13 protein-coding genes are annotated in these 14,749 nt (G+C 74.5%); 12 read left to right on the forward strand and 1 reads right to left on the reverse strand.

Translation table 11 applies throughout. The features are described 5' to 3' along the window. Positions 1-173: 173 nt before the first annotated feature. Complete coding sequence (locus tag ACF07S_RS23655; RefSeq protein WP_391965610.1) at positions 174-1,442, forward strand: APC family permease; 1,269 nt, start codon at positions 174-176, stop codon at positions 1,440-1,442. A gap of 156 nt (positions 1,443-1,598) precedes the next feature. Here ACF07S_RS23655 and ACF07S_RS23660 read toward each other — a convergent pair whose 3' ends face one another. Further along, positions 1,599-1,907 (reverse strand): PadR family transcriptional regulator, encoded by a 309-nt coding sequence (locus ACF07S_RS23660; protein ID WP_391965611.1) that lies wholly within the window; start codon positions 1,905-1,907, stop codon positions 1,599-1,601. A 276-nt stretch (positions 1,908-2,183) separates the two neighbouring features. On the opposite strand from ACF07S_RS23660, the gene ACF07S_RS23665 reads away from it, so the two are divergent. From ACF07S_RS23665 to ACF07S_RS23715, 11 genes are all read left to right on the forward strand, one after another. Next, entirely contained in the window at positions 2,184-2,954 is a 771-nt protein-coding gene (locus ACF07S_RS23665; protein WP_391965612.1) for an AraC family transcriptional regulator, read from the forward strand. A 280-nt stretch (positions 2,955-3,234) separates the two neighbouring features. Then, the gene (locus tag ACF07S_RS23670) at positions 3,235-4,281 is read left to right on the forward strand and encodes an iron-siderophore ABC transporter substrate-binding protein (protein WP_391965613.1); all 1,047 of its coding nucleotides are present in this window, start codon (positions 3,235-3,237) and stop codon (positions 4,279-4,281) included. Further along, the gene (locus tag ACF07S_RS23675; RefSeq protein WP_391965614.1) at positions 4,278-5,321 is read left to right on the forward strand and encodes a FecCD family ABC transporter permease; all 1,044 of its coding nucleotides are present in this window, start codon (positions 4,278-4,280) and stop codon (positions 5,319-5,321) included. Before ACF07S_RS23670 ends, ACF07S_RS23675 begins: the two co-directional genes overlap by 4 nt. Then, positions 5,318-6,379: a FecCD family ABC transporter permease gene (locus ACF07S_RS23680; protein ID WP_391975028.1), complete on the forward strand. Its 1,062-nt coding sequence runs from the start codon at positions 5,318-5,320 to the stop codon at positions 6,377-6,379. The genes ACF07S_RS23675 and ACF07S_RS23680 overlap by 4 nt, the downstream gene beginning before the upstream one ends. Then, positions 6,376-7,248: an ABC transporter ATP-binding protein gene (locus tag ACF07S_RS23685; protein ID WP_391965616.1), complete on the forward strand. Its 873-nt coding sequence runs from the start codon at positions 6,376-6,378 to the stop codon at positions 7,246-7,248. The genes ACF07S_RS23680 and ACF07S_RS23685 overlap by 4 nt, the downstream gene beginning before the upstream one ends. Positions 7,249-7,251: 3 nt before the next feature. Beyond that, the gene (locus ACF07S_RS23690; protein WP_391965617.1) at positions 7,252-8,526 is read left to right on the forward strand and encodes an MFS transporter; all 1,275 of its coding nucleotides are present in this window, start codon (positions 7,252-7,254) and stop codon (positions 8,524-8,526) included. Positions 8,527-8,812: 286 nt separating this feature from the next. Next, on the forward strand, positions 8,813-10,642 hold the full coding sequence (locus ACF07S_RS23695; RefSeq protein WP_391975029.1) for a gamma-glutamyltransferase family protein: 1,830 nt from the start codon (positions 8,813-8,815) through the stop codon (positions 10,640-10,642). Positions 10,643-10,740: 98 nt separating this feature from the next. Further along, the gene (locus ACF07S_RS23700) at positions 10,741-11,655 is read left to right on the forward strand and encodes an inositol monophosphatase family protein (protein WP_391975030.1); all 915 of its coding nucleotides are present in this window, start codon (positions 10,741-10,743) and stop codon (positions 11,653-11,655) included. A gap of 46 nt (positions 11,656-11,701) precedes the next feature. Next, positions 11,702-13,111 carry a phytoene desaturase family protein gene (locus ACF07S_RS23705; protein WP_391965620.1) on the forward strand — a complete coding sequence of 470 codons (1,410 nt, stop codon included), beginning with the start codon at positions 11,702-11,704 and terminating at the stop codon, positions 13,109-13,111. Continuing rightward, positions 13,108-13,620: an O-acetyl-ADP-ribose deacetylase gene (locus tag ACF07S_RS23710; RefSeq protein WP_391965621.1), complete on the forward strand. Its 513-nt coding sequence runs from the start codon at positions 13,108-13,110 to the stop codon at positions 13,618-13,620. The genes ACF07S_RS23705 and ACF07S_RS23710 overlap by 4 nt, the downstream gene beginning before the upstream one ends. Before the next feature lie 172 nt (positions 13,621-13,792). After that, positions 13,793-14,701 carry an S-4TM family putative pore-forming effector gene (locus ACF07S_RS23715; RefSeq protein ID WP_391975031.1) on the forward strand — a complete coding sequence of 303 codons (909 nt, stop codon included), beginning with the start codon at positions 13,793-13,795 and terminating at the stop codon, positions 14,699-14,701. Positions 14,702-14,749: the final 48 nt, after the last annotated feature.

Raw genomic sequence — 14,749 nt, forward strand, 5'->3', positions numbered from 1 at the left:
CCACCGCCGCGCGGCCCCGGTTCCCCGAGGACCGCCGGTTCCCAGCGTAACCGGCGGGCCGGACGTTCACCTCGTGGCCCCCTGGACGAGGCGGGGCGGCCCTCGCCGTCCCGTATCGTCTGCCGATATCGCAGTCCGTCACAGGCGTGGACGCGCCGCCGAAGGAGTGGGTCATGAGCAAGCCGTCGACCGCCGGCGCACCGGAGGAGCTGCACCGGCGGCTGGGGGTGTCCGACGCCGTCGTGATCGGTCTGGGAGCGATGATCGGCGCCGGTGTCTTCGCCGTGCTCGCCCCGGCCGCCCGCGCGGCCGGCTCCGGGCTGCTGATCGGGCTGGCCCTGGCCGCCGTCGTGGCGTACTGCAACGCCACCTCCTCCGCCCGTCTCGCCGCCCGTTACCCGGCCTCGGGCGGTACGTACGTCTACGGCCGTGAGCGGCTCGGCGAGTTCTGGGGCTGTCTGGCCGGGTGGGGCTTCGTGGTCGGCAAGACCGCCTCCTGCGCGGCGATGGCGTTGACGGTCGGCTCGTACGTGTGGCCCGGCCAGGCCCACGCCGTGGCGGTGGCCGCCGTGGTGGCGCTGACCGCGGTCAACTACACGGGCGTGCAGAAGTCCGCGCTGCTGACGCGGGTGATCGTCGCCGTCGTCCTGGCGGTGCTCGCCGCGGTCGTGGCCGCCGTGCTCACGTCGGGCACGACCGAGCCGGCGCGCCTGGCCGTCGGCGACGACGTCACCGTCGGCGGGGTGCTCCAGGCGGCCGGCCTGCTGTTCTTCGCGTTCGCCGGGTACGCGCGGATCGCCACGCTCGGTGAGGAGGTCCGCGATCCGGCACGTACCGTCCCGCGGGCCGTTCCGCTGGCGCTGGGCATCGTCCTGGTCGTGTACGCGCTGGTGGCGGTGTCCGTGCTGCTGGTCCTGGGGCCGGCGCGGCTCGCCGGGGCGGAGGCGCCGCTCTCGGACGCGGTGCGTGCCGCGGGCGCCGGCGGGCTGGAGCCGGTCGTGCGGACGGGCGCGGCGGTGGCCGCGCTCGGCTCGCTGCTGGCGTTGATCCTGGGGGTCTCGCGCACGACCCTGGCGATGGCCCGGGACCGGCACCTGCCGCACGCCCTGGCCGCCGTTCACCCCAGGTTCAAGGTGCCGCACCGCGCGGAGCTGGCCGTCGGCCTGATCGTCGCGGTGGTCGCCGCCACGGCGGACGTGCGGGCGGCGATCGGGTTCTCCTCCTTCGGCGTCCTCGCGTACTACGCGGTCGCCAACGCCTCCGCCCTCACGCTCGCCCCCCACGAGGGACGTCCGGCCCGGGTCGTGCCGGTCGCCGGTCTGGCCGGCTGTGTCGTCCTGGCCTTCGCGCTGCCCGTCGCGTCGGTGATCTCCGGCGCGGCCGTCCTGGCGGCGGGCGCCGCCGTGTACGGCGTCCGCCGAACGGTCGCGGCCCGGGGCTGAACCGGTCGCGGCCCGGAGCCGGCCCCGGCGTCCAGCCGCACCGGGGGCGTCCTCGGCAGCCGGCCACGCGGCCGGGGCTGCGGTCGGCTGCCGAGGACGCCCTCGGAGTTCCCGGCCGCGCTGCTGTTCCCCGACGCCGGTCCGGGTGGCCGCGCCTCAGCCGGGCGAGTCGTCCCCGAGGACCTCCCGGGCCAGCTCGCTCAGCGCCCGGCGGTCCTCCGCCAGCGCCCGCTTCCCCGCCTCCGTCGCCCGGTACACCCGCCGGGTGCGCCCGTCGACCACCCGCTGCTCGGAGGTCAGCAGCCCGTCGGCCTCCAGCCGGTGCAGCGTCGGATAGAGGGTGCCCGGGCTGATCCGGTAGCCGTGCCGGGCCAGCTCCTCCGTCATCCAGGCGCCGTGGATCTCCTCCGCGGCGGCGTGGTGGAGGATGTGCAGCCGCACCGCGCCCCGCTGGAACTCCCGCAAGCCTCTCCCCACCTTCCGCCCCCGGCCAGGAGCAGTGACGAAACCGATATCGGCACTCGATCCTACGTCCCGGTACCGCCCGCCCCGGTGACGGCCGCCGGCGGGGCGGGCGGCGGGGGAGCCCCGGCCGCACCCGCCCGGTCGCGGCGACCGGACGGCCCCGCCTCCGCCACCCCCGTCGGGGCCGGACGTCCGGCCCGCGAGGCGGCGCGTGGGACCGCCGGGCTCCTCGGACACGGCGGCGGGCGGGACCAGGACTCCGGTTAGCCTGACCGCATGCGTGTGACCAGGGAACTGCCCGCGCTCGCCGCGGGCGAGGTCGACGTGCCCTTCGTGATCCAGGGGTACGAGGAGGTCGTCGCCGCCGACACGGCGTGGAACGAACACTCCCACCCGTGGCACGAACTGCTCTGGACCGAGCACGGCACGTCCACGGCCGTGGTGGGCTCCCAGGTGTGGTGCATCACGCCGACGCTGGGCCTGTGGATGCCGGCGGGACAGCTGCACTCCGCCTCCGCGGTCGCCGGCACCTCCTACCGCGCCCACTTCTTCCGGCACGGCACGGTGTCCGCCCTGCCCGGCGTGCCGGTGGCCGTGGAGATCACCCCGCTGCTCCGGCTCCTCCTGGAGCGGCTCGAAGAGCCGGACCTGCCCCGGCACTCCCGGGCCGTGACCGAGACGATGGTCCTCGACGTCCTGCGGCCGTCGCCGCGGGCACTGCTGGTACAGCTGCCCACCTCCGCGCTGCTGCGGCCGATCGTGGACGTCGTCCGCGCCGACCCCTCCGACCAGCGCACCCTGACCGGCTGGGCCGCCGCCCTCGGATGCAGCGCGCGCACGCTGACCCGTGCCTTCCACAGCGAGACGGGCACGAGTTTCGCCCGCTGGGTGGCCACGGTGAGGGCCCAGCACGCCGTGCAGCTCCTGACCCTCGGCTTCGAGGTCGACGTGGTCGCCGACGCGGTCGGCTACCGCTCGGCGAGCGCCTTCGGGGCGGCCTTCCGGCGGACCACCGGCATGACTCCCGGCAGGTTCCGGACGCGCTGACGGCGCGGACCGGACGGCCGTTCCGCGAGGACGTCGACGGATGACGGCGACGGCGTCCACCGCCCGGTGCGCGCGGGGCCCGCACCGCCGCGTGTCCCGATCGCTACAAGGGCTGTCGAAAAGGCTCGATTGATCGACGGGCCCCCACTTCATACTCTGTGCAGGCAAGCCTTACCTAACTTGCCCTAGCAAGTCTGGTGCCCTCCTGCTCCACGACCCACAGTCCGCGGTCCGGACGTGCGAGCCCCGGCACCCCGGACCAGAAGTGGAACTCGGGTCGATGAGAACCCCGCGCCTTCGCGCACTCGCCCTCGCGGCGGCCCTCCTGTTCGGACTCACCGCCTGCGGCGGCCAGTCCGGCGACACCAAGGACGACGGCGCCACCGCCGGCGCCAAGGACTCCGGACAGTTCCCGGTGACGATCGAGCACGCGCTCGGGACCACCGAGATTCCCGCCAAGCCCCAGCGCGTCGCCACCGTGAACTGGGCCAACGACGAGGTGCCGCTCGCCCTCGGCGTCGTCCCCGTCGGCATGGCCAGGGCCAACTTCGGTGACGACGACGGCGACGGCGTGCTGCCCTGGGTCGAGAAGCGGCTCAAGGAACTCGACGCCAGGACGCCGGTCCTGTTCGACGAGACCGACGGCATCGACTTCGAGGCCGTCGCCGACACCAAGCCGGACGTCATCCTCGCCTCGTACTCCGGAATGACCGAGCAGGACTACGAGACCCTCAGCCAGATCGCCCCCGTGGTGGCCTACCCCGAGGCCGCCTGGGCCACCCCGTGGCGCGACATCATCCGCCTGAACAGCAAGGCCATCGGACTGGCCGACGAGGGCGACGCCCTGATCGCCGACCTCGAGGGGCAGATCGAGAAGACCGCCGCCAAGTACCCCCAGCTCAAGGGGAAGACGGCGATGTTCATGACGCACGTGTCGTCCAAGAACGTCAGCCAGGTCGGCTTCTACACCACCCACGACACCCGCACGCAGTTCTTCACCGACCTCGGCCTGAAGATCCCCGCCAGCGTCTCCGGGCCGTCCGCGTCGACGAAGAAGTTCGTCCTGTCCAAGAGCGCCGAGCGCATCGACGACTTCAACGACGTCGACATCATCACCGGCTACGGCGACGACACGGGCGAGCTGCTGAAGGCGCTCAGGAACGACCCGCTCACCTCCAAGCTGGCCGCCGTCGAGCGGGACTCCCTCTACCTGCTGCCCGGCAGCACCCCGCTGGCCACCGCCGCCAACCCGACCCCGCTGGCCATCCCGTACGTCCTGGAGGACTACGTGAAGGCACTCGCCGAGGCCGCGGACAAGGTCGCGTGACCGTCACCGAGACCCCGCACGCGCCGGACGCCGCCCCGCTGCGGCGCCCGGCGCGCGTGCGCGTGACCTGGCTCCTCGTGGTCGCCGCGGTCCTGATCGCCGCCATGACCGCCTCCCTCGCCCTCGGCTCCCGCGACGTCGCCTGGGCCGACGTCTGGTCGGCGCTCGGCGGAGCGGAGGGCACCCTGGAGGAGGCGGCGGTCGCCAACCGCATCCCGCGCACCCTCCTGGCCGTCGTCGTGGGCGCCGCCCTGGGCCTCTCCGGCGCGGTCATGCAGGGGGTCACCCGCAACCCGCTGGCCGACCCCGGCATCCTCGGCGTCAACATGGGCGCCTCGCTCGCCGTGGTCACCGCCATCGCCCACTTCGGCCTCGCGTCGGTGTCCGGCTACATCTGGGTGGCGATGCTCGGGGCGGCCCTGACCGCCGGCTTCGTGTACGTCGTCGGCTCCCTAGGACGCGGCGGCGCCACCCCGCTGAAACTGGCCCTCGCCGGTGCCGCCATCTCGGCCGCGCTCGCCTCGCTGGTCAGCGCCGTCGTGCTGCCGCGCAACGACATCTCCGACACCTTCCGGCTGTGGCAGATCGGCGGCGTCGGAGGCGCCACCCACGCACAGCTCGGCAGCGTCGTACCGTTCCTCGCCGTCGGCTTCGTGATCTGCCTGGCCTCCGCCCGCGCCCTCAACTCGCTGGCACTGGGCGACGACCTGGCCGCCGGACTCGGTGAGCGGGTCGCCCTGGTCCGCGCCACCGCCGCGCTGGGCGCGGTCGTACTGTGCGGCGCGTCCACCGCCGTCGCCGGGCCGATCGCCTTCGTCGGACTCGTCGTCCCGCACGCCTGCCGGCTGCTGGCGGGCGTGGACCACCGCTGGCTGCTGCCCTTCTCCGCGCTGAGCGGCGCCGTCCTGCTGACCGCCGCCGACGTGGTGGGACGGGTCGTGGCACGGCCGTCCGAGATCGAGGTGGGCATCGTGACCGCGCTCATCGGTGCCCCCTTCTTCATCCACATCGTCCGCCGGCAGAAGGTCAGATCCCTGTGAGCGCCCCCGCCGCCCCCGCCGCCCCCGCCCCGTCCACGCTGCGCGCCGTCACCCGCGCCCGGGTCCGCGGCGCGTACCGGCGACGGCTGGTCGTCGCGGCCCTGCTGGTGCTCGTCGCCGCCGCCTTCGTCACCACGCTGATGGCCGGGCACACCTTCTACCCGGCCGGCGACGTGCTGCGCGTGGTCATGGGCGAGCAGGTGCCGGGCGCGTCCTTCACCGTCGGCACGCTGCGCCTGCCGCGGGCGGTGCTCGCCCTCACCGCCGGGTTCGGCTTCGGCATCGCCGGCGTCACCTTCCAGACGATGCTCCGCAACCCGCTCGCCAGCCCCGACATCATCGGCATCAGCGCGGGCGCGAGCGCGGCGGCCGCCATCGCCATCGTGACCTTCTCGCTGAGCGAGACCGAGGTGTCCGCCGTGGCGATCGCCGCCGCCCTCGGGGTGGCGCTGCTGGTGTACACCCTCGCGTTCCGCGACGGGGTCGCCGGCACCCGGCTCATCCTGATCGGCATCGGCATCGCCGCCCTGCTCGACAGCGTCACCTCCTACGTCCTGTCGCGGGCCGGGGACTGGGACCTCCAGGCGGCGATGCGCTGGCTCACGGGCAGTCTCAACGGCACGACGTGGGAGGAGACCGTGCCCACCGTCCTGGCCGTGCTCGCGTTCGGCCCGGTGCTGCTGTCCCAGGGCCGCAACCTGAGCGCGCTGAGCCTGGGCGACGACACCGCCTCCGCGCTCGGCGTCCGCGTCGAACGCACCCGCGTCACGGTGATCGTCGCGGCCGTCGGGCTGATCGCGTTCGCCACCGCGGCGGCCGGACCGATCGCCTTCGTCGCGTTCCTCTCCGGGCCGATCGCCGCCCGGCTCACCGGAACCGGCGGATCCCTGCTGGTCCCGGCCGGCCTGGTCGGTTCCCTGCTCGTCCTGGTCGCCGACTTCACCGGCCAGTACGCCTTCGACACCCGCTACCCGGTCGGCGTCGTCACCGGCGTCCTCGGCGCCCCCTACCTCGTCTACCTGATCGTCCGCACCAACCGGGCCGGAGGCTCACTGTGACCGCGTCCCACACCCTCGCCACCGAGGACCTCACGCTCGGCTACGGCGACCGTGCCGTCATCGAGGGCCTGGACCTGACCCTCGCGGCCGGGCGGATCACGGTGATCGTCGGCGCCAACGCCTGCGGCAAGTCGACCCTGCTGCGCTCGATGTCCCGGCTGCTCGTCCCGCGCACCGGCCGGGTCGTCCTGGACGGCAAGGAGGTCCACCGCACCCCGGCCAAGGAACTCGCCCGCACCCTCGGCCTGCTGCCGCAGTCACCGGTCACCCCCGAGGGCATCACCGTCCTCGACCTGGTCGGCCGGGGGCGCCACCCCCACCAGCGCGCCTTCTCCCGCTGGACGGCCCAGGACGACACGGCGGTCGCCGCCGCACTGGAGGCCACCCGCACCACGGACCTGGCGGAGCGGTCCGTGGACGAGCTCTCCGGCGGCCAGCGCCAGCGCGTGTGGATCGCCATGGCGCTGGCCCAGCAGACCGACCTGCTGCTGCTCGACGAACCCACCACGTTCCTCGACATCAGCCACCAGATCGAGGTCCTCGACCTGCTGACCGACCTGAACCGCACCCGCGGCACCACGATCGTCATGGTCCTGCACGACCTCAACCTGGCCGCCCGCTACGCCGACCGGCTCGTCGCCCTGGCGTCCGGGCGGCTGCACGCCGCCGGAACGCCCGAGGAGGTCATGACCGAGGAGACGGTCCGGGCCGTGTACGGCATGGAGAGCCGCGTCGTCGAGGACCCCGTCTCGGGCAAGCCCCTCGTGCTGCCGATCGGGCGCCACCACTCGACGGCCGGGGCCGTGCCCGCGCCGCCGTCGCCCGAAGCCGGCCCGCGTCCCGCGTCCGAGGCGGCCGGGAGCCGCTGAACCATGCCACCGAAGCTCGCCGCCGTCCTCCCCGACCTGGCGCCCTGGCGCTCCTCCCGGGACTTCCGCCTCCTGTGGGTGCAGGGCCTGGTCACCTACCTCGGCAGCGTGATGGCGCTGATCGCCCTGCCGCTCCAGATCAAGGACCTGACCGGCTCACCGCTGGCGGTGGGTGCGATGGGAGCCGTCGAACTGGTGCCGCTGGTGGTCTTCGGACTGTACGGCGGGGCACTCGCGGACGCCGTGGACCGGCGCAAGGTCATCGTGCTGACCGAGGCGGGCCTGGGACTCCTGGCCGTCGTCCTGCTGCTGAACGCGATGCTGCCGCACCCCATGCTGTGGCCGCTGTACCTGGTGGCCGCCGGAGTGGCCGCACTCGCCGGACTCCAGCGGCCCGCCCTGGACTCGCTGCTGGCCCGGATCGTCCCGCACGACCAGCTCGCCGCGGCGGCCGCGCTGAACGCCCTGCGCTGGCAGGCCGGCGCGATCGCCGGACCCGCGCTGGCGGGCCTGGTCGTGGCGTACGCGGGCAACGGCCCCGCGTACGCCACCACGGTGGTCTGCTTCGCCGCGTCGGTCCTGATGTGCCGCCGGCTGACGCCCGTGCCGCCCGTCGAGCACGCGGCCCGGCCGTCGCTGCGCGGCATCGTCGAGGGGGCCCGGTACGCCTGGTCCCGGCCGGTGCTGCTGGGTACGTACGCGGTCGATCTGGCGGCGATGTTCTTCGCCTTCCCCAACACGATCTTCCCCTTCCTCGCCGACGAGCTCGACGCCGACTGGTCGCTGGGCCTGATGTACGCGGCGGGATCCGTCGGGTCGCTGCTGGTCAGCCTCACCAGCGGCTGGGTGTCCCGGACACGGCGGCACGGCCTGCTGGTGGTGTTCGGCGCGACGGGCTGGGGCCTGGCCATGGCGGCGGCCGGCTGGACGGCGAACATCTGGCTGGTGCTGGCCTGCCTCGGTCTGGCCGGAGCGGGGGACATGCTGAGCGGACTGGGCCGCTCCACCATCTGGAACCAGACCATCCCCGACCGGCTGCGCGGCCGGCTCGCCGGCATCGAGGTCCTCTCCTACAGCGTCGGTCCGCAACTCGGCCAGGTCCGCGCCGGGGCGATGGCCGGCTGGACCGGCGCCCGCCCGGCGATCTGGACCGGCGGACTCGCCTGCGTCGCCGCGGTCGGCCTGCTCACCGCCGCGCTGCCGAAGCTCGTCAGCTACGACGCCGACACCGACGAGGACGCCCGCCGCCGCGCCGGCCGGGACGCCGGGACCCCGTGACGTGACGTGGTCCGGGCCCGCTCACGGGTGCGGCCGTCACGTCCCCCACCGGCGCGGACCCGACTCCGGCCGTGTCACCGTCCCCCGCCCCGCCCCGCCCCGCCGCGCCGCACGGCGGACCGGCCGGGGCGTACGTCCGCCGGGCGCGGCCGACGGAACGCCACCGGTCAGTAGTCTGGCGCCTGATCCGGCCGACCGGAACCGAGCTCCGCTCTCCCGGCTTCCTCCCGCAGCGGGTCCGGGGCGGGGCGGGAACGGCGGACACACGCGAACACTGAGGTGAGAGATGCGCTTCACCACCCGGCCCACGCTGCAGGGATCCTTCGGCATGGTGTCCTCCACCCACTGGCTGGCCTCCCAGTCGGCCATGGCCGTGCTGGAGGACGGCGGCAACGCCTACGACGCGGCCGTGGCGGGAGCCTTCGTGCTGCACGTCGTCGAGCCGCACCTCAACGGCCCGGCCGGCGAGGTGCCGATCCTGCTCGCACCGGCCGGCGGGGAGGTGCGGGTGCTGTGCGGGCAGGGCGTCGCACCGGCCGGGGCGAGCGCCGCCCACTACCGGGGCCTCGGCCTGGACCTCGTCCCCGGCACCGGACCGCTCGCCGCGGCCGTGCCCGGCGCCTTCGACGCCTGGATGCTCCTGCTGCGCGACCACGGCACCAAGCCCCTGGCCGACGTCCTGAAGTACGCCGTCGGGTACGCCGAGGACGGGCACCCGCCCGTGGAGCGCGTCGTCGGGACCGTCGAGACCGTACGGGAGCTGTTCGAGACGGAGTGGACCTCCTCGGGCGAGGTGTACCTGCCCGGCGGCCGGGCGCCCCGCCCCGGCGCGCTCTTCCGCAACCCCGCCCTCGCCGCCACCTGGAGGCGGCTGCTGGCCGAGGTCGCCGGGGCGGGGGACCGGGAGGCGCAGATCGACGCCGCGCGGGAGGTGTGGCGCACGGGTTTCATAGCCGACGCGCTGGTCCGGCAGGCGGCGCGGCCCACCATGGACACCAGCGGTGAGCGGCACAGCGGCACGCTGACCGCCGCCGACCTGGCCGCCTGGTCCGCCACCTACGAGACTCCGGCGACGTACGACTTCCACGGCTGGACCGTGTGCAAGGCCGGCCCCTGGAGCCAGGGCCCGGTCCTGCTCCAGCAGCTCGCGCTGCTCCCGCCGGAACTGCCCCGCCACGGCTCCGCCGACTACGTGCACCTGCTGATCGAGGGCTGCAAGCTGGCCATGGCCGACCGCGAGGCCTGGTACGGCGACGCGGCCGAGGTGCCGCTCGAGGACCTGCTGTCGGCCGAGTACAACACCGAACGGCGGACCAGGGTCGGCCCCCGTGCCTCCCACGACCTGCGGCCCGGCAGCCCCGGCGGGCGCACCCCGCGGCTGAGCGCCCACGCGCGCACGGTGCTCGCGGACGAGCCCGGCTCCGGCCCCATGGGCGCCGGAGAGCCGACCGTCGCCAAGGGCCCGGCCTCCTCCGTGCCCGGCGAACCGGACGTCTTCGGCGACGGGGGCACCCGCGGCGACACCTGCCACCTCGACATCGTCGACCGCTGGGGCAACATGATCGCCGCCACCCCCAGCGGCGGCTGGCTCCAGTCCAATCCCGTCGTGCCCGAGCTGGGCTTCCCGCTCGGCACCCGGCTGCAGATGACCTGGCTCGAGGACGGCCTGCCGAACACCCTCACCCCGGGCCGCCGCCCCCGCACCACCCTCACGCCGTCCGTCGCGCTGCGCGACGGGGTGCCGGTGATGGCGTTCGGCACGCCCGGCGGGGACCAGCAGGACCAGTGGCAGCTGCACTTCCTCCTCGCCGTCGTCCTGGGCGGTGAGGTACGCGGCGGACTCGACCTCCAGGGCGCGATCGACGCCCCGAACTGGCACAACGACAGCTTCCCCGGTTCCTTTTACCCGCGCGGCATGCGCCCCGGCAGCGTCACCGTCGAGTCCCGCACCGACCCGGCCGTGGTGGCGGAGCTGCGGCGCCGCGGCCACCGGGTGACGGTCGGGGACGCCTGGTCGGAGGGCCGGCTCTGCGCCGTCGCACGGGACCCGGCCACCGGCGTCCTGTCCGCGGCGGCCAACCCGCGCGGCATGCAGGGCTACGCGGTGGGCCGCTGAGCCCCGCCCAGGGGGCGGGAACCCCGAATTCACACCGCTTCCACCCGGAGTGCACCGGAGCGGTGGGGATTGTCAGTGGCGCGTGCTCTCATGGAGGCATGATCGAGGACAACGAAACCATCGACGAGTTTCTCGCCTTTCTCGCCGGGCACGCCTTCGACGTGGAGGAAGCCATCCGCAAGGCCGCGGCGCAGGAGATCGTGCCGCGCTGGCGCCGGCTCGCCGCGCACGAGGTGGATCTCAAGACCGGCCCGCACGACCTGGTGACCGACGCCGACCGCAAGGCCGAGCTGTACCTCACCGAAGTGCTCCCCGCCCTGCTGCCGGGCTCCGTCGTGGTGGGCGAGGAGGCGGTGCACGCCAACCCCGCCTCGTACGAGGCGATACAGGGCGACGCGCCGGTCTGGATCGTCGACCCCGTCGACGGGACCCGCCAGTTCGTGCACGGCGACGCCGGCTTCTGCACCCTGGTCGCCCTCGTCCGGCGCGGGGTGCCGTACGCCTCCTGGACCTACGCCCCCGCACACGACCGGCTCGCCACGGCCGTCCGGGGGCGCGGCGCCCACCTCGACGGCGAGCGGCTCCACGCCGGCTCCCCGGAACCCGGCCGCGATCTCCGCGTGGCCACCTCCCACCCCGACTACACGACGGACGAACAGAAGCGCGCCCTGCTCGGCCTGCGGACGGACGGCGTGGCCCCCCGCGCCTGCGGCTCGGCCGGACTGGAGTACCTGGCCATCGCCCGCGGAGAGTTGGACGCCACCGCTTTCAACTGGGAAGCGGCCTGGGACCACGCGGCCGGTGTGCTCCTCGTCGAGGAGGCGGGCGGCACCCACCTCACCCGCGCCGGCCTGCCCTTCAGCATCAGAGGCGGCAACGCCCTGCCCTTCACCGCGGCCCGGGACGCGGCCACCGCCCACCGGATCGCGGGGCTGCTGTCGGACGGGGCCGCACCCGCACCCGCCCCCGGACCACGGTCCCCGGGAGAACGCCGGCGCCCCGGCATATCCTGATCCCCAGTGGCCACCGGCTGACATAAGGAGTCCGAAGGTGCCGTCGATGCTCGATGCGGTCGTGGTGGGGGCGGGGCCGAACGGGCTGACCGCCGCCGTGGAGCTGGCCCGGCGGGGTTTCTCCGTCGCCCTCTTCGAAGCGCGGGCCACGGTGGGCGGCGGGGCACGCACCGAGGAACTCACCCTGCCCGGCTTCCGGCACGACCCGTGCTCCGCCGCGCACCCCCTCGCCGTCAACTCACCCGCGTTCCGCGCCCTCCCCCTGGAGCGCTACGGCCTGGAGTGGCTGCACCCCGAGCTCCCCATGGCGCACCCCTTCCCGGACGGCACGGCGGCCGTGCTGTCCCGGTCGGTCGGTGAGACGGCCGCCTCCTTCGGACCGCGCGACGCCGGCGCGTACCGCCGTCTCGTCGCACCCTTCCTGTCCAAGTGGGACACCCTGGCCCGCGACTTCATGTCCCTGCCGGGAACCGCGCTGCCCCGCGACCCGGTCACCCTCGCCCGCTTCGGCCTGGCCGGGCTGCCCCCGTCGACCTGGCTCACCCGCCGCTTCCGCGACGAGCGGGCCCGTACCCTGTTCGCCGGCCTCGTCGCCCACGTCATGGCCCCCCTCGACGGCTTCGCCACCAGCGCCGTGGGCCTGGTCTTCGCCCTCGCCGCGCACGCCCGCGGCTGGCCCGTCGCCCGCGGCGGCTCCCAGTCCGTCTCCGACGCCCTCGCCGCGTATCTGAAGGACCTCGGCGGCAGTATCCACACCGACTACGAGGTCAAGCGCCTCGACGACCTGCCGCCCGCCCGCGCCTACGTCTTCGACACCTCGCCCACCGCCCTGGCCCGCATCGCCGGTTTCGGCAACCACTACGCGAACTACCGCTACGGCCCCGGCGTCTTCAAGATCGACTATGCCCTGGACGGTCCCGTGCCGTGGACCGCCCCGCAGGCCCGCGTCGCCGGCACCGTGCAGATCGGCGCGGACAGCACCGAGATCGCCGCCGCCCTGCGGGCCGCAGCCAAGGAGGGCCGGGCCCCCGACGCGCCCTTCCTGATCACCGTCCAGCCCGGCGTCGCCGACCCCTCCCGCGCCCCCGCCGGCAAACACGTCTTCTGGGCCTACGGCCACGTCCCCAACGGCTGGACCGGCGACCTCACCGACGCCATCGAACGCCAACTGGAGCGCTACGCGCCCGGGTTCCGCGACCGGGTCCTGGCCCGCGCCACCGCCGGCCCCCCCGAACTCGCCGCCCGCAACGCCAACTACGTCGGCGGCGACATCGCCACCGGCGCGGTCTCCGGACTCCAGCTGCTGCTGCGCCCCACACTGTCGCCGTCCCCGTACACGACCCCGCACCCGGCCGTCTTCATCTGCTCCTCGGCCACCCCGCCCGGCCCCGGAGTGCACGGCATGTCGGGACACAACGCGGCGAAGGCCGTCTGGAGGAGGCTGCGCCGGACATGACCCCAGCCATCACGCTCGTCCGGGGCGACATCACCGGCGAGACCGCCGACGCGATCGTCAACGCGGCCAACTCCTCCCTGCTCGGCGGAGGCGGCGTCGACGGCGCGATCCACCGCCGCGGCGGCCCGGAGATCCTCGCGGAGTGCCGTGCCCTGCGCGCCTCGCGGTACGGCCGGGGCCTGCCCGTGGGCCGGGCCGTCGCCACCACCGCGGGCCGCCTCGACGCGCGCTGGGTGATCCACACCGTCGGCCCCCGCTTCGGTCACGGGACGGACCGCTCGGAACTGCTGGCCTCGTGTTACCGGGAGTCGTTGCGGGTGGCGGACGAACTCGGCGCCCGCACGGTCGCCTTCCCGGCGGTCTCCGCGGGCATCTACGGATGGCCGATGGAGGACGCAGCCCGGATCGCCGTGGAGACGGTGCGGGCGGCGGAGACATCGGTCGAGGAGGTCCGGTTCGTGCTCTTCGACGAGCGCGCGTACGAGACGTTCGCCGCGCAGCTGCGCTGACGCGGCCGCGCAGCGCCTCGTTCTGCGCGGCCGGTCACTGGTCACCGGTGACCGGTGACGGTGGCCGCTGCGGTCGCGTTCGCCCGTCGCCCGCCGCGGGCCGAAGGCCCTGTGTACAGAGCGTGGACCAGCGGGCACAGTGGGGAGCGGGGCCGAGGACGAGGGGGACGTCATGGGCAGCGAGCCGGTCGGGGGCTCCCGCATCCCGTCGGAACAGAACGCCGAGGCGGCGCGGCACCGGCTGCGGGCCATGGCCGTCTCCCACCGCAGGGCCCAGCGGCTGGCCACCGGCCGGATGGGGGTGTCGGTGCTGCTGGCCGTCGCCGGACTCGTCACCGTCTTCCTGCCCGGACTCACCCTCTGGGTGACGGTAGTGGGCGGACTGTGGGCCGTGGCGCACTCCGTCGGCCTCACCTCGTGGGAGAGCAGCGAGGCCCGCCGTGCGGCGTTGCTGCAGGAGTCGTTCGACGTCCGGCTGTTCCGCCTGGAGTGGAACAGCGCGATGGCGGGGCCGCCGCCCGCCCCGCAGCTGATCAGCAGCCTCAGCCGGCGCTACACGGGCAGCGAGGCCGAGCTGCGCGACTACTACGAGATACCCGAACTGCCGCACCCCTACGACGTGCTGGCCTGCCAGCAGCAGAACCTCGGGTGGGGTGCGCGGGTCCGTCGTCGCTACGCCCGGACCGTGCTGACGGCCGTGCTGGTCTGGCTGGGCCTGGGGCTCGTCGTCGGTGTCTCCACCCGCATGGACGTGCTCGACCTGCTGCTGCTGTGGTACGTGCCCTCGCTCGGTGCGGTGGTCATGGGCGTGGAGGTGAGCCGTGCGCAGCGGCAGGTGGTCGCGGACCGCGAGCGGGTGATGGAACTGCTGGAGGCCAGGGTCGCCGAGGGCGGTGACCCGGCCGGCCTGCTGGTCTTCGCCCGGCAGGTACAGGACGTCATCTTCCAGTCCCGGCAGGGGCACACACGGGTGCCCGGATGGTTCTTCCGCCGCTTCAAGAGCGCGGACCGGGCGGACTTCCAGGCCGCGATGCGCGACCTGCGGGACGTCGTCGCCCGCACGACGCCACAACCCGGCTGACACCGTGGCCGTTCGGCCGACAGGCGTGCCGGCGAACGACGTCGACGT

Source organism: Streptomyces sp. NPDC016640, assembly GCF_043076215.1.
Taxonomy (GTDB): Bacteria; Actinomycetota; Actinomycetes; order Streptomycetales; family Streptomycetaceae; genus Streptomyces.

Bases quoted from the DNA above. Each gene is read 5' to 3' on its own strand.
- ACF07S_RS23690 (WP_391965617.1), top strand. From the start codon at position 7,252: ATGCCACCGAAGCTCGCCGCCGTCCTCCCCGACCTGGCGCCCTGGCGC.
- ACF07S_RS23695 (WP_391975029.1), top strand. From the start codon at position 8,813: ATGCGCTTCACCACCCGGCCCACGCTGCAGGGATCCTTCGGCATGGTG.
- ACF07S_RS23665 (WP_391965612.1), top strand. From the start codon at position 2,184: ATGCGTGTGACCAGGGAACTGCCCGCGCTCGCCGCGGGCGAGGTCGAC.
- ACF07S_RS23705 (WP_391965620.1), top strand. From the start codon at position 11,702: ATGCTCGATGCGGTCGTGGTGGGGGCGGGGCCGAACGGGCTGACCGCC.
- ACF07S_RS23710 (WP_391965621.1), top strand. From the start codon at position 13,108: ATGACCCCAGCCATCACGCTCGTCCGGGGCGACATCACCGGCGAGACC.
- ACF07S_RS23670 (WP_391965613.1), top strand. From the start codon at position 3,235: ATGAGAACCCCGCGCCTTCGCGCACTCGCCCTCGCGGCGGCCCTCCTG.
- ACF07S_RS23715 (WP_391975031.1), top strand. From the start codon at position 13,793: ATGGGCAGCGAGCCGGTCGGGGGCTCCCGCATCCCGTCGGAACAGAAC.
- ACF07S_RS23700 (WP_391975030.1), top strand. From the start codon at position 10,741: ATGATCGAGGACAACGAAACCATCGACGAGTTTCTCGCCTTTCTCGCC.
- ACF07S_RS23655 (WP_391965610.1), top strand. From the start codon at position 174: ATGAGCAAGCCGTCGACCGCCGGCGCACCGGAGGAGCTGCACCGGCGG.